General features: G+C 74.8%; 6 protein-coding genes. 3 read left to right on the plus strand and 3 right to left on the minus strand.

The features are described from left to right. Positions 1–46: 46 nt before the first annotated feature. Both ACWDBE_RS37195 and ACWDBE_RS37200 read right to left on the minus strand, forming a co-directional pair. Entirely contained in the window at positions 47–9586 is a 9540-nt protein-coding gene (locus ACWDBE_RS37195) for a type I polyketide synthase (protein WP_449810186.1), read from the minus strand. A gap of 47 nt (positions 9587–9633) precedes the next feature. Then, complete coding sequence (locus tag ACWDBE_RS37200) at positions 9634–18102, minus strand: SDR family NAD(P)-dependent oxidoreductase (RefSeq protein WP_449810187.1); 8469 nt, start codon at positions 18100–18102, stop codon at positions 9634–9636. A gap of 811 nt (positions 18103–18913) precedes the next feature. Here ACWDBE_RS37200 and ACWDBE_RS37205 point away from each other — a divergent pair. The 3 genes from ACWDBE_RS37205 (at position 18914) to ACWDBE_RS37215 (ending at position 21806) form a co-directional block, all read left to right on the plus strand. Next, a complete protein-coding gene (locus ACWDBE_RS37205) occupies positions 18914–19837 on the plus strand; it encodes an MBL fold metallo-hydrolase (protein WP_449793510.1) in 924 nt (307 codons plus the stop codon). A 233-nt stretch (positions 19838–20070) separates the two neighbouring features. Beyond that, positions 20071–21165, plus strand: coding sequence for a sensor histidine kinase (locus ACWDBE_RS37210; protein ID WP_449793511.1), 1095 nt, complete (start codon positions 20071–20073; stop codon positions 21163–21165). Then, entirely contained in the window at positions 21162–21806 is a 645-nt protein-coding gene (locus tag ACWDBE_RS37215; RefSeq protein ID WP_449793512.1) for a response regulator, read from the plus strand. Before ACWDBE_RS37210 ends, ACWDBE_RS37215 begins: the two co-directional genes overlap by 4 nt. 14 nt (positions 21807–21820) lie before the next feature. On the opposite strand, the gene ACWDBE_RS37220 is transcribed toward ACWDBE_RS37215, so the two are convergent. After that, the gene (locus ACWDBE_RS37220) at positions 21821–22723 is read right to left on the minus strand and encodes a UbiA prenyltransferase family protein (protein WP_449810188.1); all 903 of its coding nucleotides are present in this window, start codon (positions 22721–22723) and stop codon (positions 21821–21823) included. Positions 22724–22922: the final 199 nt, after the last annotated feature.

Raw genomic sequence — 22922 nt, forward strand, 5'->3', positions numbered from 1 at the left:
GGAAGTCCACCTGCCGGAGTCGTCTGGAGTGCGCGTGCGTTGCTGGTCATGAGGCCCCGAACTTCCGGTCGATGAAGTCGAAGATCTCGTCGTCGGAGGCGGCGTCGAGTTGGTCGGCGACCGTCTCCGGCTCGGCGGCCCCCAGGGCCCCGGTCCAGGTGGAGAGCAGTGTCCTGAGCCGGTTCCCGACGGCGTCCCGGTCGGCTTCGTCGGGCAGGACGGCGAGCAGCCCGCCCTCCGTCGCCTCCGCCAACGCGGCTTCCAGCCGGTCGAGTTCGGCGAGGACGGCCGGGGCTTGCGGGGCCGCGTCCGGGACCAGCCGGACGCGCAGGTACTCCGCCAGGGCGGCGGGAGTGGGGTGGTCGAAGACCAGGGATGCGGGCAGCCGCAGCCCGGTCGCGACGTCCAGCCGGTTGCGCAGCTCGACGGCGGCGAGCGAGGTGAAGCCCAGCTCCTTGAAGGCCCGGTCGGGGTGGACGGCGGCGGTGCCGCGGTGGCCCAGGACCTCGGCCACCGACTCGCGGGCCAGGGCCAGCAGCAGGCGTTCCCGCTCGGCCGCGGGCGCGGCGGCGATCCGTTCGGCCAGGCCGGCGGTGGGCTCGGCCCCGGCGGCCGGGGCCCCGGTGTGCCCGGCGCGCTCGCCCCGGACGGCCGGCAGCTCGTCGAAGAGCCGGCTCGGCCGCTGCGCGGTGCGCCGGCCGACGAACCGCGGCCAGTCGACGTCGGCGACGGCGAGCACCGCCTGGCCGGGCGGGAGGGCCCGGTCGACGGCGCCGGCCGCGGACTCGGGGGCCATCACCCGCAGCCCGGCCCGCTCCAGCTGCTCCGTGACGTCGCCCTCGGCGGCCATGCCGCAGCCCCAGACGCCCCACACCAGCGAGGTGGCGGGCAGGCCGTCGGCGCGGCGCTGTTCGGCGAGCGCGTCCAGGTAGGCGTTGGCGGCCGCGTAGTTGCTCTGCCCGGGGTTGCCGACGGCGCCGGCGAAGGCGGAGAACAGGACGAAGGCGTCGAGGTCGCGCGAGCGGGTGAGCTCGTCGAGGTGCCGGGCGGCGACCGCCTTGGGGCGCAGCACGGTGGCGAAGCGCTCCGGGGTCTGCAGCTCGACGGTGCCGTCGTCGACGACGCCGGCGGCGTGCACGACCGCGGTGACGGGGTGCCGGTCCAGCAGGTCGGCCACGGCCGTGCGGTCGGCGAGGTCACTGGCGGCGAGGGTGACCCGGGCGCCGAGGGCGACCAGTTCGTCCCGCAGCTGCGGGGCGCCCGGGGCGTCGGCGCCCCGGCGGCCGGCCAGCACGAGGTGGGCGGCGCCGCCGCGCGCCAGGTGGCGGGCCACCTCGGCGCCGACGGCGCCGGTGCCGCCGGTGATCAGTACGGTGGCGCCGGCGACCCAGCCGGCGCCGCGCGAACCGGTGGGTTCGGCCTGGCCGGTGGGCTCGGCCGGGGTCAGGCGGCGTCCGTAGAGCCCGCCGGGGCGCACCGCCACCTGGTCCTCGCCCGAGCCGCCGGTGAGGACGCCGAGCAGGCGGGAGCGGGTGCGGCGGTCCGCCAGGGTGGCGGGCAGATCGACCAGTCCGCCCCAGCGCAGCGGGTGCTCCAGGGCGGCGACCCGTCCGAAGCCCCAGACCTGGGCCTGCCCGGGGTGGTCCGGTCGGTCGGTCGCGGCGACGGTGACGGCACCGCTGGTGACCGCCCACAGCGGTGCGTGGAGCTGTGCATCGCCGAGGGCCTGGGTCAGGGCCAGGGTGAGGGCCAGGCCGGTGGAGAGTTCCTCCTGGTCCGGGTGGGGCCGCTCGTCGAGGGCGGCGAGCGACAGCACGCCGGTCACCTCGGTCCCGTCGGCGAGGAGTTCGGCCAGGCGCTTGGCCAGGACGGTGCGGTCCGCGTCGCCCGTGTCGAGTTCGAGGGTGAGCACGTCGGCGCCGGCCTCGGTGAGGGCGTCGACGGCCCCGGTGACGAGCGCGTGGTCGGCCTGCGGCTCGGGGACGGCGAGCAGCCAGCCGCCGACGGCACCGGCCGGGGCGGGCTCGGGCAGCTGCTGCCAGGTGAAGCGGTGGCACCAGGCGTCGACGGCGGACAGCTCCCGGGTGCGGCGCCGCCAGGAGGAGAGCTCCGGGAGGATCGCGCCGAGCGGCGCCGGGTCGGGCAGCCGCAGGGTCTCCGCGAGGGCGGTCAGGTCCTGGTCCTCGACGGCGGCCCAGAAGCCGGCCTCCCGGGCGGTCCCGGCCGGGCGCCGGTCGTCGGCGGCCGGGGCGGCGGGGGCGGTCGCCGGGTCGGTGTCGAGCCAGTACCAGTCGTGCTGGAAGGCGTAGGTGGGCAGGTCGAGGCGGCGGACGGGCGGGGCGCCGAGCACGGCCTGCCAGTGCGGCGTGTGCCCGTGCACGTGGAGTTCGGCGAGGGCGGACAGCACCGCGCCGGCCTCGTCGCGGTCCCGGCGCAGCGCCGGCACCAGCAGGGCGTCGGTCCGCTCGTCGAGGCAGTCGCGGCCCAGGGCGGTGAGCACGGCGTCGGGGCCGAGTTCGACGAAGGTGGTGACGCCGTCGGCTTCCAGGGTGCGCATGCCGTCGAGGAAGCGGACGGCCTCGCGGACGTGGCGCACCCAGTAGTCGGGCGAGCACAGCTCCTCGGCGGTGGCGACCGCACCGGTGACGTCGGAGACCACGGTGATCCGCGGCGCCGCGTACGTCAGGCCCTCCGCCACCCGGCGGAAGTCGTCCAGCATGCCGTCCATCAGCGGGGAGTGGAACGCGTGGCTGACGTTCAGCCGCTTGGTCCGGCGGCCCTGCCCGGCGAACCGGCCGGCCACCGCGAGGACGCCGGACTCATCGCCGGAGACCACCACGGAGGTCGGGCCGTTGATCGCCGCGATGCTCACGTTCTCGGTGAGCAGCGGCAGGACCTCCTCCTCGGTGGCCTCCACCGCGACCATCGCGCCGCCCTCGGGCAGCGCCTGCATCAGCCGGCCGCGGGCCGCGACCAGGGTGACGGCGTCGTCCAGCGACAGGACGCCCGCGACGTGGGCGGCGGCGATCTCGCCGATCGAGTGGCCGACCAGGACGTCCGGGCGCAGCCCCCAGCTCTCGAACAGGCGGAACAGCGCCACCTCGACGGCGAACAGCGCCGGCTGGGCGTACTCGGTGCGGTCCAGCAGCTCCGCGCCATCGCCGAACACGGCGTCGCGCAGCGGCAGTTCGACCCGTGCGCAGACCGCGTCGAAGGCGTCCGCGAAGACCGGGTGGGCCTCGTACAACCCGCGGCCCATGCCCGGCCGTTGGCTGCCCTGTCCGGTGAACAGGAAGGCGGTGCGGCCGGGTTCGCGCACGGCGCCGATGGCCAGGCCGGCCGCGCCCTCCCGGTCGGCGAGGGCCTCCAGCCCGGCCGCCAGCTCCGTCGCGTCCGAGGCCGTCAGCACGGCGCGGTGGCCCAGGGCCGCGCGCTCGCCGGCCAGCGCGGTGGCCAGCGCGGTGAGGTCCGGGTCGGACTCGCGGGAGAGCCAGGTCCGCAGGCGGCGGGCCTGGTCGCGCAGGGCCGGTCCCGAGTGGCCGGACAGCACCAGCGGCACCGGTCCGGTCACCGGTGCGACCGGCTGTTCCTCGACGGGCGGCGCGGCCTCCAGGATGACGTGGGCGTTGGTGCCGCCGATGCCGAAGGAGGAGACGCCCGAGCGGCGCGGGCGCCCGGTCTCGGGCCAGGCGCGGGTCTCGGTGACCAGTTCGACGGCGCCGGAGGTCCAGTCGACGTGCGGGGTCGGCTCGTCCACGTGCAGGGTCTTGGGCAGGACGCCCTCCCGCATCGCCATGACCATCTTGATGACGCCCGCGATGCCGGCGGCGGCCTGGGTGTGGCCGAGATTGGACTTCACCGAGCCGAGCCACAGCGGCTCGCCGGTGCGCTCCTGGCCATAGGTGGCGAGCAGGGCCTGGGCCTCGATCGGGTCGCCGAGGGTGGTGCCGGTGCCGTGCGCCTCGACGGCGTCGACCTCGTCGGCCGACAGTCGGGCGGCCGCCAGGGCCTGGCGGATGACGCGCTGCTGGGAAGGACCGTTGGGGGCGGTCAGGCCGTTGCTGGCACCGTCCTGGTTGACGGCGCTGCCGCGCACCACGGCCAGGACCCGGTGTCCGTTGCGCTCGGCGTCGGAGAGGCGCTCCAGCAGCACCAGGCCGACGCCCTCGCCCCAGCCCGTCCCGTCGGCCGCGGCGGCGAACGCCTTGCAGCGGCCGTCGGCGGCCAGGCCGCGCTGGCGGCTGAACTCGATGAAGGAACCCGGCTGGGACATCACGGTGGCACCGCCGGCCAGCGCCATCGTGCACTCGCCGTTGCGCAGCGCCTGGGCGGCCAGGTGCAGGGCGACCAGGGAGGCCGAGCAGGCCGTGTCGACGGTGACGGCCGGGCCCTCAAGGCCGAAGGTGTAGGCGATCCGCCCGCAGACCACGGCGGCGGCGCTGCCGGTCAGCAGGTAGCCCTCGACGCCCTGCGGGCCCTCGTGCAGGCGCGGCACGTAGTCCTGGCCGTTGGTGCCGACGAACACGCCCGCCTGGCTGCCCCTGAGTGCGGCCGGGTCGATGCCGGCGCGCTCGAACAACTCCCAGGAGGTCTCCAGCAGCAGGCGCTGCTGCGGGTCCATCGCCAGCGCCTCACGCGGGGAGATCCCGAAGAAGCCGGCATCGAACTCGCCCGCCTCGTGCAGGAATCCGCCCTCACGGGCGTAGCAGGTGCCCTTGTGGTCCGGGTCCGGGTGGTAGAGCGCGTCGAGGTCCCAGCCGCGGTTGGCCGGGAAGCCCGTCATCGCGTCCCGTCCGCCGGCGAGCAGCTCCCACAGCTCCTCGGGGCTGCTGACCCCGCCGGGGAAGCGGCAGCTCATCGCGACGATCGCGATCGGCTCCTCGTCGGCGGCCCGGGTGGTCGCACCCGCCCGTACGGCCACCGGGGCCGCGCCGGCCTCCCGGTCGCCGACCAGCAGGCCGAGCAGCAGGGAGGTCAGCGCGGACGGCGTCGGGTGGTCGAACACCAGGGTGGCGGGCAGCGTGAGGCCGGTGACGGCGGCGAGCCGGTTGCGCAGCTCGACGGCGGTCAGCGAGTCGAAGCCCAGCTCGCGGAAGGCGCGCACCGGGTCGACGGCCTCCGGCGAGGCGTGGCCGAGCACCCCGGCGACCTGGCCGCGCACCAGCGTCAGCAGGTGGCGCTCCCGGTCGGCGGCCGGCAGGGCGGCCAACCGCTCGGCCAGGCCCGTCCGTTCTCCGCCGTCCGCCGGCCGGTCGGCGGGGGCCACCGCCCGCTGGGCCTCGGGCAGTTCGGCCAGCAGCGGACTCGGGCGGGTGGCGCAGAAGTTGCGGGCGAAGCGCTCCCACTCCACGTCGGCGATCACGGTGAGCGCGTCCGGCCGTCCCACCGCGGCGGCCATCGCGGCGACGGCGGCCTCCGGCGCCATCGCGACCAGCCCGTCCCGGCGCAGCCGGGCGTCCCGGGCGGCCGAGTCGGCCAGCCCGCCGCCGGCCCAGTGGCCCCAGGCGACGGCGGTGGCCGGCAGGCCGGCGGCCCGGCGCTGCTCGGCGAGCGCGTCCAGGTAGGCGTTGGCGGCGGCGTAGTTGGCCTGACCGGGGTTGCCGACGGTGCCGGCGAAGGAGGAGAAGAGGACGAAGGCGTCCAGGTCGAGGTGGGCGGTCAGCTCGTGCAGCCGGCGCGCGGCGGTGAGCTTGGGCCGCAGCACGGCCGCGAACCGCTCGGGCGTCAGCGCGTCCGCCACCCCGTCCTCCAGCACGCCGGCGGTGTGCACGACGGCGGTGAGCGGCTGGTCGGCGGGGACGGTGTCCAGCAGGGCGGCGAGCGCCTCGGCGTCGGCCACGTCGCAGGCCGCGAGGTCGACCGCCACGCCCGACTCGGCCAGTTCGGCGGCCAGTTCGGCCGCACCGGGCGCCTCCAGGCCCCGACGGCCGGCCAGCACCAGACGCTCGGCGCCGTTCGCGGCCAGCCAGCGGGCGACGTGCCCGCCGAGGGCCCCGGTACCGCCGGTGACCAGAACCGTTCCGCGCGGCTGCCAGGGCTCGGCGGAGGCCGCGTCGGAGCGCGGACGCACCAGCCGGCGGGCGAACACGCCCTCCGGACGCAGCGCCACCTGGTCCTCCCCGGGCGCACCGGCCAGCACGCCGGCCAGTCGGGCCAGCGCCCGCCCGTCCGGCGCGGCGGGCAGGTCCACCAAGCCGCCCCAGCGGTCCGGGTGCTCCAGGGCGACCACCCGTCCCAGACCCCAGAGCAGCGCCTGCTCGGGAGCCTCGACGGCATCCGCCCGGCCGACGGTGACGGCGCCCCGGGTGGCCAGCCACAGCGGGGCGGCCAGCTCGGCGTCGCCCAGCGCCTGGACCAGGACGGTGGCCGCGACCACGGCCGCCGGAACGTCCTCCGCGTCCGCTGCCGCAGCGGAGGCGAAGGGCAGCGCCAACACGCCCGCCACATCAGCGTGTTCGTGGGCGACGACCCGCAGCCGCGACGCCAGCGAACCCCGGTCCTCGGCCGCCCGCCACGGCAGGGCGACCACCTCGGCGCCGCACGCGGTGAGCGCCTCCTCGACAGCCCGGACCAGAACCTCGTCGGCCGTCTCCGGGACGGCGACCAGCCAGGTGCCCGCGAGCGTCGCGGCGGCGGGACCGGCCGGGGAGTGGCCGACCGGGCGCCAGGTGATCCGGTAGCGCCAGGCATCCAGCGCCGAACGCTCGCGCTGACGGCGCCGCCACGAGGCCAGTGCGGGCAGCACGGTGCTCAGCGGGGCGTGCGCGTCCAGGGCAAGGGTGGCGGTCAGCTCGTCGAGGCTCTCGCGCTCGACGGTCTCCCAGAAGCCGGCCTCGACGGCGTCGACCACGGCGGCCGGCGCGTCGGCGGCAGCCTCGGGCTCCAGCCAGTAGCGGTCGCGCTGGAAGGCGTAGGTCGGCAGGTCGACGCGGCTTGCGGTGTCCTCGAACTGGGCGGCCCAGTCGACGGTGGCGCCGTTGGACCAGGCCTCGGCGAGGGCGGTCAGGAAGCGCTCCCGGCCGCCCTGGTCACGGCGCAGGGTGCCCTGGACGCTCGCCTCGGCGTTGGCGGCGTCGATGGCCTCCTGGATACCGACGGTCAGCACCGGGTGGGCACTGACCTCGATGAACTGCGAGTGGCCCGAGGCCAGCAGGGCGTCGATGGTCGACGCGAACTCCACCGTCTGACGCAGGTTTCGGTACCAGTAGCCGGCGTCCAGCGCGGCCGAGTCGATGACCTCGCCGGTGACCGTCGAATGGAACGGGATCTCCGGAACCCGGGGCGTGACCGGGGCCAGCAGCTCGGCCAGGCGGGTCTCGATGCGCTCGACGTGCGCCGAGTGCGAGGCGTAGTCCACCGCGATCCGACGCGCCCGGACCTCCTGCGCGGCGCAGTGCTCCATCAGCTCGTCCAGGGCACCGGCATCGCCGGAAACGACCACCGAGCTGGGGCCGTTGACGGCCGCGACGGACAAGCCCTCACGGCCCGAAAGGAGTTCACGCACCTGCTCGGCGGGCAGCGGGACGGACACCATGCCGCCCAGCCCGGAGAGCTCGGTGATCGCCTGGCTTCGCAGCGCCACCACCAGCGCCGCGTCCTCCAGCGACAGAGCGCCCGACACCGCAGCGGCGGCGATCTCGCCCTGCGAGTGCCCCACCACCGCCGACGGCTCCACACCGCACGAACGCCACAGGGCAGCCAGCGAGACCATCACGGCGAACAGCACCGGCTGGACCACGTCCACCCGCTCCATCCACCCGCCGTCCCCACCCGAGACGACCTCCAGCAGATCCCAATCCACATACAGGGACAGCGCCTTGGCGCACTCCTCCATCCGGGAACGGAACACCGGCTCATCCGCCAGCAGCCCCTGCGCCATGCCCAGCCACTGCGAACCCTGACCCGGGAACACGAACACCGGACGCCCCGCACGCACCCGCCCGGACACCACGCCCGCGCCCGGCAGGCCGTCCGCCAGCGCGCCCAGGCCCACCAGCAGCGCCTCCCGGCCCTCGCCGACCACCACGGCCCGGTGCTCGAACACCGCCCGCGAGGACACCAGCGAGAAACCGACATCCGCCGGCCGCTCCTCCGCGACCGCCGCCAGCAGCCGCCGCGCCTGCTCCCGCAGCGCCGCCTCACTCCGGGCCGACAGCACCCACGGCACCACACCACCGGCCGTCGGCGCCGCGGAAGCCTCGGACTCCGGCGCCTGCTCCAGCACCACATGGGCGTTGGTCCCGCTGACCCCGAAGGAGGACACGGCGGCCCGGCGCGGGCGCTCGCCCGCCGGCCAGCCCCGCGCCTCGGTCAGCAGCTCGACCGCCCCCGCCGACCAGTCCACGAACGGCGAGGGCTCGTCCACGTGCAGGGTCTTGGGCAGCACGCCCGCCCGCATCGCCATGACCATCTTGATCACGCCACCGACACCGGCCGCCGCCTGGGTGTGACCGATGTTCGACTTCAGCGACCCGAGCCACAGCGGGTCCCCGCCGCGCTCCTGCCCGTACGTCGCCAGCAGCGCCTGCGCCTCGATCGGGTCACCCAACCGGGTACCCGTCCCGTGCGCCTCCACGACGTCGACCTCACCGGCCGACAGTCGGGCGTTCTCCAGGGCCTGGCGGATGACGCGCTGCTGCGCGGGGCCGTTGGGGGCGGTCAGGCCGTTGCTGGCACCGTCCTGGTTGATCGCGCTGCCGCGCACCACCGCGAGCACCGGGTGCCCGAGGCGCCGGGCGTCCGACAGCTTCTCCACCAGCAGCACGCCCGCGCCCTCGGCCCACCCGGTGCCGTCGGCGGCGGCCGCGAAGGACTTGCAGCGGCCGTCCGCTGAGAGCCCGCGCTGGCGGCTGAACTCGATGAACGTCGCCGGGGTCGACATGACGGCCACACCGCCGGCGAGGGCCAGCGAGCACTCGCCCTGCCGCAGCGACTGCACCGCGAGGTGCAGGGCGACCAGGGAGGACGAGCAGGCGGTGTCGACGGAGACGGCCGGGCCCTCCAGCCCGAGGGAGAAGGCGACGCGGCCGGACGCCACGCTGCCGGCGCTGCCGTTGCCCAGGTAGCCCTCGACGTCGGCGGGCACCTGTGACAGGCGCGAGCCGTAGTCGTGGTACATGACGCCGGTGAACACGCCCACCTTGGTACCGCGCACCGTCGCCGGGTCGATGCCCGCCCGCTCGAAGGCCTCCCAGGAGGTCTCCAGCAGCAGCCGCTGCTGCGGGTCCGTCGCCGACGCCTCCCGCGGGGAGATACCGAAGAAGCCCGCGTCGAACTCGGTGGCGTCGCGCAGGAATCCGGCTTCCCGCGCGTAGAAGGTGCCGGGGTGGTCCGGGTCCGGGTGGTAGAGCGCGTCGAGGTCCCAGCCGCGGTCGGTGGGGAAGGCGCCGACGGCGTCCGCGCCGTCGACCACCAGGCGCCACAGGTCCTCGGGCGAGGCGACCCCACCCGGGTAGCGGCAGGCCATGCCGACGATCGCCACGGGCTCGTTGTCCCGCTCCTCCACCTCGCGCAGCCGCTGCTTGGCCTTCATCAGGTCGTTCGTGGCGCGCTTGAGATAGTCGCGAAGCCGATCCTCAGTGGACATGGCCCATCACCTCCGCCGTATCAGGCCGGGAACTGGTCGTGATCACTTCAGGAAAGCCCGAGCTCGTTGTCGAGGAGGGCGAACATCTCGTCGTCGCTGGCCGCCCCGAGGTCGACCTCGTCGGAACCGCCGCGCTCGTCTCGCCCGCCGCCGGTCCACTCGGCCAGCAGCGACTCCAACCGCGCGGTCACCCGGTCCCGTTCGAGCTCGTCCGGTTCGGCCGTGGACATCGCGAACCGCAGCCGGTCGAGCTCTGCGAGCAGTGAGCGGTCCTCCTCCGGCTCGTCCCGGGGGGCGAGTTCGCGCCGGACGAAGCCGGCCAGGGCCGTGGGTGTCGGGTAGTCGAAGATCAGGGTGGCCGGCATCCGCAGCCCGGTCGCGGCGTTGAGCCGGTTGCGCAGCTCGACCGCGGTCAGCGAGTCGAAGCCGAGCTCCTTGAACGCGTTGCCCCCGTCGACGGCCTCGCGGGAGGCGTGGCCGAGGACGGCGGCGGTCTGCGCCCGGACCAGGTCCAGCACCAGCCCGGCCCGCTCATCGGCCGGGGCCGCCGCCAGGCGGTCGGCGAAGGACCGGACGTCGGACGCGCCGTCGGCGGCGGCCGCGGCACGGCGCTCCGGCACCCGGACCAGGCCGCGGAACATCGTCGGCACCTCACCGAGCGCGCGGGCCCTGCCGCGGATCGGGGCGAGTTCCAGCCGGGCCGGGACGTACGCCGCCGCCCCGCTGGCGAGCGCGGCGTCGAACAGGGCGAGCCCGGCCTCCGAGGGCAGGGCCCCCAGGCCGAACCGCTCCATCCGGGCCACGTCGACGCCTTCGAGGTGGCCGGTCATGCCGCTGCGGAGCGCCCAGAATCCCCAGGCCAGCGAGGTGGCGGCCAGACCGTCCGCCTGCCGCCGGTGGGCCAGGGCGTCCAGCAGGGCGTTGGCCGCGGCGTAGCTGCCCTGGCCGCCGTTGCCGAGGGTGGCGGCGACGGAGGAGAAGAGGACGAAGGCGTCCAGGTCGAGGTGGGCGGTCAGCTCGTGCAGGGCCAGCGCCGCGTCGACCTTGGGCCGCAGGACGGCCGCGACCCGCTGCGGCGTGAGCGCGGGGATCACGCCGTCGTCGAGCACACCGGCGGTGTGGACGACGGCGGTGAGCGGGTGGTCGGCAGGGACGGTGTCCAGCAGGGCGGCGAGCGCGGCGCGGTCGGCCGCGTCGCAGGCCACCAGCTCCACCTCGGCGCCCAGCTCCCGGAGCCCGGCCTCCAGCTCGGCCGCGCCCGCCGCCGCCCGGCCGCTGCGGCTGAGCAGCAGCAGGTGGCGGGCGCCGTGCGCGGTGACCAGGTGGCGGGCGAGCAGCCCGCCGAGGGCGCCGGTCGCGCCGGTGATCAGGACGGTGCCGTTCGGGTCGAGGCGCGGGACTGCTGCGGCGTACGCCTCGGCCTCGCCGGCGGGCAGCGCGCGGGCGAGCCGGGGCACGCGGATCTCCCCGGACCGCAGGGCGAGTTGGGCCTCACCGGTGGCCACCGCGGCGGCCAGCAGCAGCCGCGAGCGGTCGGCGTCGTCGAGGTCCACCAGGACGAAGCGGCCGGGGCTCTCCGACTGCGCGGTGCGCAGCAGGCCCCAGACCGGCGCGTGCGAGAGGTCCGACACCGTCTCGCCGGCACCCGCCGCGATCGCGCCGCGGGTCACCACGACGATGGTGGTCCGCTCGAACTCCCCGTTCGCCAGTACGTGTTGGAGGACGTCCAGTGCCCGCAGCGTGGCACGGTGGGTCTCGTCGGCCAGGTCGTCCCCGCCCTCGCTGCCGGCCGTCATCGGCACGTACAGCGTGGCGGGCACGGCGCGGCCGGCCCCCGCCTCGGCGGTGAGCGCCGAAAGCTCCGGGTAGTGCGCCACGGACAGGCCCGCGGCTTCCAGCGCGCTGCGGACGCCGAGCCCGTCGGCGCCGAGCACGGCACAGCCGGCGGAGGCGGGCTCGGCCGGGGAGCCGGACGGGAGGGCCGACCACTCCACCCGATACAGGCTTCCGGCCTCGCTCTCCCCTGTCACAGGGCGCATCTGACGGAGCATCAGCGACCGGGCGTCGAGCACCGGGGCCCCGGCCGCGTCGGCGACGGCCAGCGACAGTTCCTCGGGCCCGGTCAGGGTCAGCCGCACCCGCAGCACGGACGCGCCGACCGAGTGCAGCCGGACACCGCGCCAGGAGAACGGCAGCCGGCCCGGGCCGTCGTCCTGGATCAGCACCGCGAACCCGGCGGCGTGCAGGGCCGCGTCGAGCAGCGCGGGGTGCAGCCCGAACCTGCCCGCCTCGGACTGCTGTTCCGATGCGAGGGCGACCTCGGCGAAGATCTCGTCCCCGCGCTGCCAGGCGGCCCGCAGGCCCCGGAACGCCGGACCGTAGGTGAACCCGGCGGCGTCCAGCCGCTCGTAGAGGGCGTCCACGTCGATCGCGACGCCGTCGCGGGGCGGCCACTCGGCCTCCGCGAATCCGGCCGCGGCGTCGCGGGCCCGACCGAGGGTGCCGGTGGCGTGGCGGGTCCACGGCTCGTCAGGCGCCGCGTCCTCGGCGCGGGAGTAGACCTCCACCTCGCGGCGGCCGTCGGCGTCGGGCGAACCGACCACCACCTGCACCGCCACGCCACCCTGGACGGGCAGCACCAGCGGCGCCTCCAGGGTCAGCTCCTCCAGCACGTCACAGCCCGCCTGGTCACCCGCGCGGACGGCCAGCTCGACGAACGCCGTACCCGGCAGGATCACCGTGCCGGCCACCGCGTGGTCCGCCAGCCACGGCTGGGTCTGCACCGACAGGCGGCCCGTGAAGACGTGCCCGTCGCGGTCGGCCAGCGCCACCACAGCACCCAGCAGCGGGTGGTCGGCCGCGCCCAGGCCCGCTTCGCTCACGGCTCCGGCGCCCGGCTTGGCGGGGGCGAGCCAGTAGCGGTCGCGCTGGAAGGCGTAGGTCGGCAGGTCGACGCGGCTTGCGGTGTCCTCGAACTGGGCGGCCCAGTCGACGGTGGCGCCGTTGGACCAGGCCTCGGCGAGGGCGGTCAGGAAACGCTCCCGGCCGCCCTGGTCACGGCGCAGGGTGCCCTGGACCGTGGCCTCGGCGAGGGCGGCGTCGATGGCCTCCTGGATACCGACGGTCAGCACCGGGTGGGCGCTCACCTCGATGAACTGCGAGTGGCCCGAGGCCAGCAGGGCGTCGACGGTCGACGCGAACTCCACCGTCTGGCGGAGGTTGCGGTACCAGTACCCGGCGTCCAGCGCCGCCGAGTCGATCAGTTCACCGGTGACGGTGGAGTGGAACGGCACCTCCGGAACCCGGGGCGTGACCGGGGCCAGCAGCTCCGCGAGACGGGCCTCGATGCGCTCGACATGCGCCGAGTGCGACGCGTAGTCCACCGCGATCCGACGCGCCCGGATCTCCTGCCCGGCGCAGTGCTCCATCAGCTCGTCCAGGGCACCGGCATCGCCCGAAACCACCACCGAGCCGGGGCCGTTGACCGCCGCGATCGAGATTCCATCCCGGCCGGACAGCAGCTCGCGGACACTCTCCACGGGCAGCGGAACGGACACCATGCCGCCCAGCCCGGAGAGCTCGATGATCGCCTGGCTGCGCAGCGCCACCACCAGCGCCGCGTCCTCCAGGGAGAGCGCGCCGGAGACGGCAGCGGCGGCGATCTCGCCCTGCGAGTGCCCCACCACCGCCGACGGCTCCACACCGTTCGCACGCCAGAGGGCAGCCAGCGAGACCATCACGGCGAACAGCACCGGCTGGACCACGTCCACCCGCTCCATCCACCCGCCGTCCCCACCCGAGACGACCTCCAGCAGATCCCAATCCACATACGGAACAAGCGCCTTGGCGCACTCCTCCATCCGGGAACGGAACACCGGCTCATCCGCCAGCAACCCCTGCGCCATGCCCAGCCACTGCGAACCCTGACCCGGGAACACGAACACCGGACGCCCCGAACGCACCCGCCCGGACACCGCACCGGCGGCGGCCTCGCCCCGGGCGACGGCGTCGAGCGCCGTCAGCAGCTCATCCCGCCCGTCGCCGATCACCACGGCCCGGTGCTCGAACGCGGTCCGGGTGGCGGCGAGGGAGTACCCGATGTCGGCCGGGTCGGCCTCCGTCGTGGACATCCACCCGCGGAGCCGCCGCGCCTGCTCCCGCAGCGCGGCCTCACTCCGGGCCGACAGCACCCACGGCACCACACCACCGGCCGTCGGCGCCGCGGAAGCCTCGGACTCCGGCGCCTGCTCCAGCACCACATGGGCGTTGGTCCCGCTGACCCCGAAGGAGGACACGGCGGCCCGACGGGGCCGTCCGCCCGCCGGCCAGCCCCGCGCCTCGGTCAGCAGCTCGACCGCCCCCGCCGACCAGTCCACGAACGGCGAGGGCTCGTCCACGTGCAGGGTCTTGGGCAGCACGCCCGCCCGCATCGCCATGACCATCTTGATCACGCCACCGACACCGGCCGCCGCCTGAGTGTGACCGATGTTCGACTTCAGCGACCCGAGCCACAGCGGGTCCCCGCCGCGCTCCTGCCCGTACGTCGCCAGCAGCGCCTGCGCCTCGATCGGGTCACCCAACCGGGTACCCGTCCCGTGCGCCTCCACGACGTCGACCTCACCGGCCGACAGTCGGGCGTCGGCCAGCGCCGCGCGGATCACCCGCTGCTGCGACGGCCCGTTGGGGGCGGTCAGGCCGTTGCTGGCACCGTCCTGGTTGATCGCACTGCCGCGCACCACCGCGAGCACCGGGTGCCCGAGGCGCTCGGCGTCCGACAGGCGCTCCAGGACGAGCATGCCCGCGCCCTCGCCCCAACCCGTGCCGTCCGCCGCGGCCGCGAACGGCTTGCAGCGGCCGTCCGCCGAGAGCCCGCGCTGGCGGCTGAACTCCACGAACATGCCCGGGGTGGACATCACCGCCACGCCGCCGGCCAGCGCCGTGCCGCACTCGCCGCGCTGCAGCGCCCGGACGGCCAGGTGGAGGGCGACGAGCGAGGAGGAGCACGCGGTGTCCACGGTGACCGCGGGGCCCTCAAGCCCGAGGGTGTAGGAGACGCGGCCCGACATCACGCTCGCCGTGGTGCCGGTCAGCAGGTATCCGTCGAGGCCGTCGGCGCCCTCGTGCAGCCGCGGCCCGTAGTCGTGCGACATCGCGCCGACGTAGACGCCGGTCCGGCTGCCCCGGAGCGTCGACGGGTCGATGCCCGCGCGCTCGCAGGCCTCCCAGGAGGTCTCCAGCAGCAGCCGCTGCTGGGGGTCCATCGCGAGGGCCTCACGCGGCGAGATCCCGAAGAACCCGGCGTCGAACTCGCCGACGCCGTCCAGGAATCCGCCCTGGCGGGTGTAGGAGGTGCCGGGGTTGGCCGGATCGGGGTCGTAGAGCGAGGCGAGGTCCCAGCCGCGGTCGGCCGGGAAGCCGCCGACGGCGTCCGCGCCGTCCGTCACCAGGCGCCACAGGTCCTCGGGCGAGGCGACCCCGCCCGGGTAGCGGCAGGCCATGCCGACGATCGCGATCGGCTCCGGTCCGCCGGCCGGGGTCTCGTCGGCCGCCGTCCCCTCCGTGGTGCCGAGGAGCCGGTCCACCAGCTCACGCGCCAGGACGGCGGGCCGCGGGTAGTCGAAGAGCAGGCTGGCGGGCAGGTCGAGCCCGGTGGCGGCGGCCAGTCGGGTGCGCAGCTCCACGGCGGTCAGCGAGTCGAAGCCGAGCTGCTTGAAGGACGCGGTGACGTCGACCGCCCCGGCGCCCGGGTAGTCGAGCACCACGGCCACCTGGTACTGCACCAACTCGGCCAGCAGCCGCTCGCGTTCGGACTCGGAGGTGCCCGCGACGCGGTCCCGCCAGATTCTCAGGCGGCCCTCCGTGCCCGCCGTCTCCTGCCGGGCCTCCGCCGGGCCGGTCTGGCCGGGCGCCCCCGGAACGGCCTGGCCGAGCGCGCCCGGAGCGGCCTGCGCCCCGGACAGCCAGTAGCTCTCCCGCTGGAAGGCGTACGTCGGCAGCGGCACCCGGCGGCCGCCGCCGAGGGCCGCCCAGTCCACCGGAGCCCCGTTGACGTACGCGGTCGCCGCGGCGCCCATCGCCGTGCGGAGCTCGTCCCGCCCCTCCCGCAGAGAGGGCGCGAACACGCCGCCCGCGCCGGTCAGGCAGTCGGGGCCGGCGGCGGACAGCACGCCGTCGGGTCCCAACTCCAGGTAGGCGGTGGCACCCTGGGCCTCCAGGGTGCGCATCGCGTCGAGGAAGCGCACGGACTGGCGGACGTTCCGCACCCAGTACTCGGGAGAGCACAGTTCCTCGGCCGTCACGACCGTTCCCGTCACGGTGGACACCACCGGGATCCGCGGCGCGGTGTACGTCAGCCCCTGGGCGACTCGGCGGTATTCCTCCAACATCCCTTCCACCAGCGGCGAGTGGGACGAGAACGGGATGTTGAGCCGCTTCCACTTCTCGAACTTCCCGGCGAGGGCCAGGGCTTCGGACTCGTCGCCGGAGATCACCACCGACGTCGGGCCGTTGATCACGGCGACGCTGACGTTGTCGGTCAGCAATGGCAGGACGTCCGCCTCGGCGGCCTTGACCGCCACCATCGCACCGCCCGCCGCCAGCTCCTGGGTCAGCCGTCCGCGCGCCGCCGCCAGGGTGGTGGCGGCGTCCAGCGACAGCACGCCCGCGACGTGCGCGGCCGCCAGCTCGCCGAGCGAGTGCCCGGCCAGGAAGTCCGGCCGCACGCCCCAGCTCTCGTACAGCCGGAACAGCGCCACCTGGAGCGCGAACAGCGCGGGCTGCCCGTACTCGGTCCGCCCCAGCAGCTCCGCGTCCGACCCGAACACCGCTTCGCGCAGCGGCAGTTCGACCCGCGCGCAGACCGCGTCGAAGGCGTCCGCGAACACCGGGAAGGCCTCGTACAGCTCCCGGCCCATGCCGAGCCGCTGGTCTCCCTGTCCGGTGAACAGGAACGCCAGCTTCCCGGCCTCGGCCGCACCCCGGACGACCCCGCCGGCCTCCTCGCCGGCGGCCACCGCCGCCAGCCCGGCCAGCAGCCCGGTCCGGTCGGCGCCCACCACGACGGCGCGGTGGCGCAGCGCCGCCCGCCCGACCGCGAGGGTGTGCGCGACGTCGGCCGGGTCGAGGTCCGGGTGCTCCGTCAGGTGGGTGTGCAGGCGCCGCGCCTGGGCCCGAAGGCCCGGTTCGCCGTGGCCGTGCACCGGCCAGGCGAACTGCCGCCCGGCCGGCGCGGGGTGCTCGCCGCCCGGGGTGGTCGGCCGGGGCGTCTCGGACAGCGCCAGGTGGCAGTTGGTGCCGCCCACGCCGAAGGAGCTCACGCCGGCCAGCAGCGGGCGGTCGGCCTCGGGCCACGGGCCTGTGTGCCGCCGCACGCTCAGGCCGAGGGCGGCCAGGTCGAGGGCCGGGTTGGGGGTTTCGTGGTTGAGGCCGGCGACCAGTTCCCGGTGGTGGATGCTGAGGACGGCCTTGAGCAGGCCGACGGCTCCGGCGGCGCCCTCCAGGTGTCCGACGTTGGTCTTGGCCGAGCCGACCTGCAGCGGCCGGTCGACGCGCCCGGCGGCCAGTGCCGCGCCGAGCGCGGCGGCCTCGACGGGGTCGCCGACGCTGGTGCCGGTGCCGTGGAGTTCGACGTACTGGACGCCGTCGGTGGGGATCCCCGCCCGCCGCCAGGCCAGTTCGACGACCTCGCGCTGCGAGGCCGGGTCGGGCGTGGTCAGCCCGGGCGTGGCGCCGTCGTTGTTGACGGCGCCGCCGCGGATGACGGCGTAGACGCGGTCGCCGTCGGCCAGCGCGCGGTCGAGCGGCTTGAGCACGACCAGGGCGCCGCCCTCGCCGCGGACGTAGCCGTTGGCGCGGGCGTCGAGGGTGAAGCAGCGGCCGTCCGGGGAGAGCCCGCCGAAGCCCTCGGCCACCAGGGCCGTCTCGGGCACCAGGTTGAGCTGTACGCCGCCGGCCAGCGCGAGCTCGCTCTCGCCCCGGCGCAGGCTCTCCGCGGCCAGGTGCACGGCCACCAGTGAGGAGGACTGGCCGGTGTCCACGCACAGGCTGGGGCCCCGCAGGCCGAGGGTGTAGGACAGCCGGTTGGCCATGATGGAGCGCTGCGAGCCGGTCAGGGTGTGCCGGCCGATGGCGTCCGGGCCGAGGCGGTCGGCGAGCAGCGCGTAGTCGGCGTTCATGGTGCCGAGGAAGACGCCGGTGGCCGTGCCGGACAGCCGGTCGGGGGCGGTGCCGGCGTCCTCCAGGGCCTCCCAGCCGAGTTCCAGGGCGAGCCGCTGCTGCGGGTCCATGGCGGCGGCCTCGCGCGGCGAGACGCCGAACAGGCCGGCGTCGAAGAGGTCGACCCGGTCCAGGAACGCTCCGTGCCGGGCGGCGTGCTCGCCGAGGTCGCGGCCCCAGCGCTCGACCGTCGCCTCGGCGACGGCGCTGCGGCCCTCCCTCAGCATCGCCCAGAACGCGTCGGGTCCGTCCGCCCCGGGGAGCCGGCAGGCCACCCCGACGACGGCGACGGCATCCTCCACCGGCGCACCCGTTTCACCGGTCGCCGGACCGCCGGCCGGGCGAGCCCCGCGGCCGGGTACCACGCGACTCACACCTGCTGCGGTTGTCATCGCGCCGGACCTCCTGGTTCGGTGAAGGATTGCGGCGCCCGCGGGCCACCGGTTCGACCGCCGGCCGGCCCCGAGCCCCGGCACACGCGATCACCGGCACGCTACGGCCGCCCCGAATCCGCACCAACCCCTAGCAGTCCCCCTACGTCCCCCACCCCGACCGCGACCCCGACCGGCCGCGTCCCCAGCCGCGGCCCCGACCCCGGGGTCCCTCGCCCGGCGCGGCGCGGGCCGCTCCGCGACCCCGGCGGTGACCGGTGCGGCCCGCCATCGACCCCTGTTCGCCCCCTGCTCGCCCCGCCCGCCCCTCGGACCGGCCTGCGGCGCCGCGCCGTCCCCGGTAAGGTCCGGCGGGGCCCCGGTAAAGTCCGGGCATCGCCTCCTGACGCTCCACGGCTTCGGGTCAATCGCTGGTCAAGCCCGTCGCCGGCCCTGCCGACGCGTGCCACCGGGCAATCCTTCTCGATCCGACCGTCCATCAACTAATGTCAGTTGAACGCTTTTTGTGGAAATCCAGGAGCCGCCTCGACGTCATCCGCACCGTCCTCAACCGGGATTGAACACCCGTCGAATCAGCCGCACGAACCGACCGTAGCCGCCCATTTCCCCCACCGAATGGCCAAAAGCCGTCGGACGGTCGACAGTTCACCATCGGCATGTGACCGTCGCCGCAGTCGGCGAACGTTGAAAGATGGGGAGCAACCCGTCTACCGTGATCCACGTGGTCGAAGACGTGCCGTACCCGCAGCAGCCAGCCCAATCCCCGACGGCAGCGGAGAGGGGCGAGCGGCTCCGCCGAATCTCCCCCACCCGTACGCTGGAATTCGGTGATCACCGGCTGACCTACCTTCCGGACGGATTCGTCCAGTTGATTCCGCGCGCCTGGTTCCCCGAGACCGGCGGCGGCGACTGGCAGCGACACTCCGACCACCTCGACGAGGGCGGCTACCTGGTCGCATCCGTCGGCAGCCTGCTGGTCGAGCACCGGGGCCGGGCGCTGCTGATCGACACCGGCTACGGGCCGCGCCGCACGTCACCGGCCGACAGCTACCCCTTCCTCGGCGCGGAGGAGGGCGGGCGGCTGCCGGCGGGCCTGGCCGCGCACGGTCTGGCGCCCGAGGCCGTCGACACCGTGGCCTTCACCCATCTCCACGAGGACCACGTGGGCTGGGCCTTCGCCCCGAACGCCAACGGTTCGGGGCTGCTCTTCGGCTCCGCCCGGTTCGTCACCTCGTTGACGGAGTGGCGCGGCTGGCACGGCGCGCCGTCGGCCGCCGCCGCGCGGCACCTCCAGGAGAACGCGGTCGGCGCGACGGACGGCCAGGAGATCTTCCCGGGCGTCACGGCCTGGAACACCCCCGGCCACACGCTCGGCCACACCTCGTACATCATCTCGTCCGGCGGGCGGCGGCTCGTCGTCATCGGTGACGCCCTGCACAGTGCCGTGCAGGTGGAGCGGCCGGAGTGGCGGGTGCTGGTGGACTCCGCACGGGACGTCTCGGTGGACTCCCGGCTGCGGATCCTCCGGGAGCTGTCCACCCCGGACACGCTGGGCTTCGGCGGTCACTTCGCCGACGTCCTGTTCGGCCGGGTGGTCACGGACGGTTCGCGCCGGCACTGGGAGGCACTCGACCTCGAGGGGTGACGGCTACGGAATGCCACCATGACACCACTCTCTGGAAGCGCCCGTTCTCAGATGTGGTTCGTCTACGATCCAGCCGGACGCCCCCGGTTCGCCGTTGCCCTTATCCGTAACATCCAGTTGACAGACAGCGACGTCATTGTGCATATGATCGACGCTGCATGGACGGTCGTGACCGGGCCACTGGGAACGTCGGCCATGGATGAATGGGGGGAAACAGAGTGGTTGCCAAAGTATTGACACCCGATCCCTGCGGGCTGGAGAAGGTCGTCGATTCGGCCATCGCGGCCTACGCGGAGGCGCTGCGCTCCGCGGGCAGTCTCCTGGTCCTCGAGGAGACGGTGTGGCCGGAGTGCGAGCAGCAGGCCCGCGAGATCATGGCCGACTGCATCAGAGCCATCCACGGCCCCCGTGCCGAACTCCCCGAGCAATTCGACGCGGAGTTCTCCTCGTTGGAGCTCGGCGCCCGTCGGGCGCTCCAGCACATCCCCGCCATGGAGTCACTCCGGGCCGCCCAGATCCTCACCGACATCGTCCTCGACGCGCTACCGGACATGATGGCCTGCCTGCCGGACGACGTGGCACTCGTCCGGATGCGGCGTGCGGTGAGAGCCCTGCACCAGAGCGTCCACAGCCGGGTGCAGGCGGCGCTGATCGGCTACGACGCCTTCCTTATGCGCGGGGTCAACCGGATCAACTCCGCCGAACGGGCCCGGCTCGCCCGGGAGATCCACGACCGGATCGGCAGCAGCCTCGGCCTGGCCATGCGCCTGCTCGAACTCCATGAGGCCGAGGCCGAGGCCGGCGGTCCCGGACCGGGTTCCGCCCGGATCGAGGAGGCCAAGACCGCGCTCCAGGACACCTTCGGGTTCGTCCGGGAGCTGGTGAACGGCCTGCGCGCACCGCGCAGCCGCACCAGCTTCCACAAGCGGCTGCTCGACTACGTCGAACTGTCCTGCCCGGCCGACACCGTGGTGGACATCCACGTCGAGGGCGGCACCACGGAGATGACCGCGCTCCAACACGACGAGGTCTTCCTGATCATCCGGGAGTGCCTGCGCAACGCCTACCAGCACTCGGGGGCCACCAGCATCCAGGTCGAGGTGAACCTCGGCGACGGCGTGCTCGAGACCCGGGTCACCGACAACGGCAAGGGCATCGACCTGTCCGCGTCCAAGTTCCAGAGCGGCAACGGCATGGTCTCCATGCGCGAGCGGACCACCGCCATGGGCGGCACCCTGTCGGTCGCCAACATCAACGGAAAGGGCACCCGGATCCAGTTCCGAATACCGTTGCCGGCGGTCGACTGCTCCGGTGAATACGTCTCATGAGCGATTCCCAGGTCCGCGTCCTCGCGGCCGACGACCACGTCCTGCTCCGCACCGCCCTGTGCAACCTGCTGACCAGGGAGCCCGACATCACCGTGGTCGGCGAGGCGGGCGACGGCCCGATGGCCGTCCACCAGGCGGTCCAACTGCAGCCGGACGTCATCCTGCTCGACCTGGAGATGCCCGGGCCGGGCCCGATCGAGACCGTACGGCAGCTCAAGACCGCCGTCCCGGACTCCCGCATCGTCGTCCTGACCATGCACGACGACGACGAGCTCGTCCACTCCCTGCTCTCCGAGGGAGCCTTCGGCTACCTCCACAAGTCGGCCACCCGGGAGGTGCTGCTCGCCGCGGTGCGCAGCGCCGTCGCCGGGGGCACCATCCTGTTCACCCCGCAGCGGCCCACCGCCCGACCACCGCGCCCGGCGGAGCGGCCCGAGCCGCAGAACGTCCTCACCTCGCGCGAGCTGGAGGTGCTCACCTGCGTGGCCGAGGCCATGAGCAACCGGCAGATCGGGCGCCGGCTCGGCATCACCGAGGGCACGGTCAAGCGGCACCTGCGGAACATCTTCACCAAGCTGGAAGCGACCACCCGGCTCGACGCCGTCAACAAGGCCCAGTCCGCGCGACTGATCGGTCGGTGAGCAGCGGATCGCGATCACTTCCCGACGAGCAGACCGAGGGCCAGGCCCGCGTTCGCCGCGTACTGGGTGACCATGAACGCCCGGTACGGGCCGCGGGCCCGCTCCTTGTCCGGCCACAGGCAGCGCACCGCGACCCAGCCGGCCCCGGAGGCCAGCGGCACCGCGCCCGCCAGCAGCAGTTCGGTGCGGAGTCCGAGCAGCAGCCCGGCCGCCCCCAGGGCGATGGCCGAGACCGCGGCGAACAGCCTGGCCGTCCGCTCGCCGTACACCACCGCGAGGGTGCGGCGGCCCGCCTCCCGGTCGCCGGCGATGTCGCCGAGGTCCTTGGTGACGGCGCCCACGAAGCCCATCCACAGGGCCAGCAGCCCGCAGAACAGCAGGGGCCCCTCCGAGATCCCGCCGCCGCCGGCGGAGACCGCGCCGGCCAGGTAGCTGGAGGCCCCCATCGCGATCACCGCGGCGGCACTGGTCGCGGTGCGCCGCTTGGCGGCCAGCGGCGGCACCGAGTAGGCGTAGCCCAGGAAGAGGGAGAGCACGATGAACCAGAACTCTCCCGGCACGAACACCGACAGCACCAGGGCGGCACCGGACAGGAACCGCACCCCGGCGGCCGCCGTCCGCAGGCGCAGGGCGCCGCGGGCGATCGGGCGCCGCGAGCCGTTCGCCCGGTCCTCGGCGATGTCCATCACGCCGTTCAGCAGGTAGGCCGCCATGACCGCGCAGGTCATGGCCAGCCCGCCGAGCAGCACCCCGCCGGCCGACCAGCCGTCGCCGCCGACCGCCCCGCAGACGGCGCCCACCAGGAACCGCATCAGGAAGACGATCTGCACCACCGGTCGGGACTCGACCAGGCAGTGCCGGGCCGCCGACAGGGGGGACCGGGTGGGGGGAGCCGCCGTGAGCGGTCCCGCGGTCATGACACCGACCCCGGCGTCGTGGGGGTGAGGGCTCGGGGCCGAGCCCTCACCCGCGCCGGTCACCGGCTCGTACGTCCTGGTCGCTTGTCTCATCAGGAAGCCTGCACCGTCCAGGTGTCGTTGCCGGTGAGGAGTGTGGCCAGGTCGCCGGGGCCGCCCCGGGCGGTGGCGGTGGCCAGCTGCTCGGCCATCAACTCGT

This window comes from Kitasatospora sp. NPDC001132 (genome assembly GCF_053598415.1).

What these genes read in the sequence shown, in the direction of transcription:
- ACWDBE_RS37195 (WP_449810186.1), bottom strand. Translation starts at nt 9,586, where the DNA reads ATGTCCACTGAGGATCGGCTTCGCGACTATCTCAAGCGCGCCACGAAC.
- ACWDBE_RS37215 (WP_449793512.1), top strand. Translation starts at nt 21,162, where the DNA reads ATGAGCGATTCCCAGGTCCGCGTCCTCGCGGCCGACGACCACGTCCTG.
- ACWDBE_RS37220 (WP_449810188.1), bottom strand. Translation starts at nt 22,723, where the DNA reads ATGACCGCGGGACCGCTCACGGCGGCTCCCCCCACCCGGTCCCCCCTG.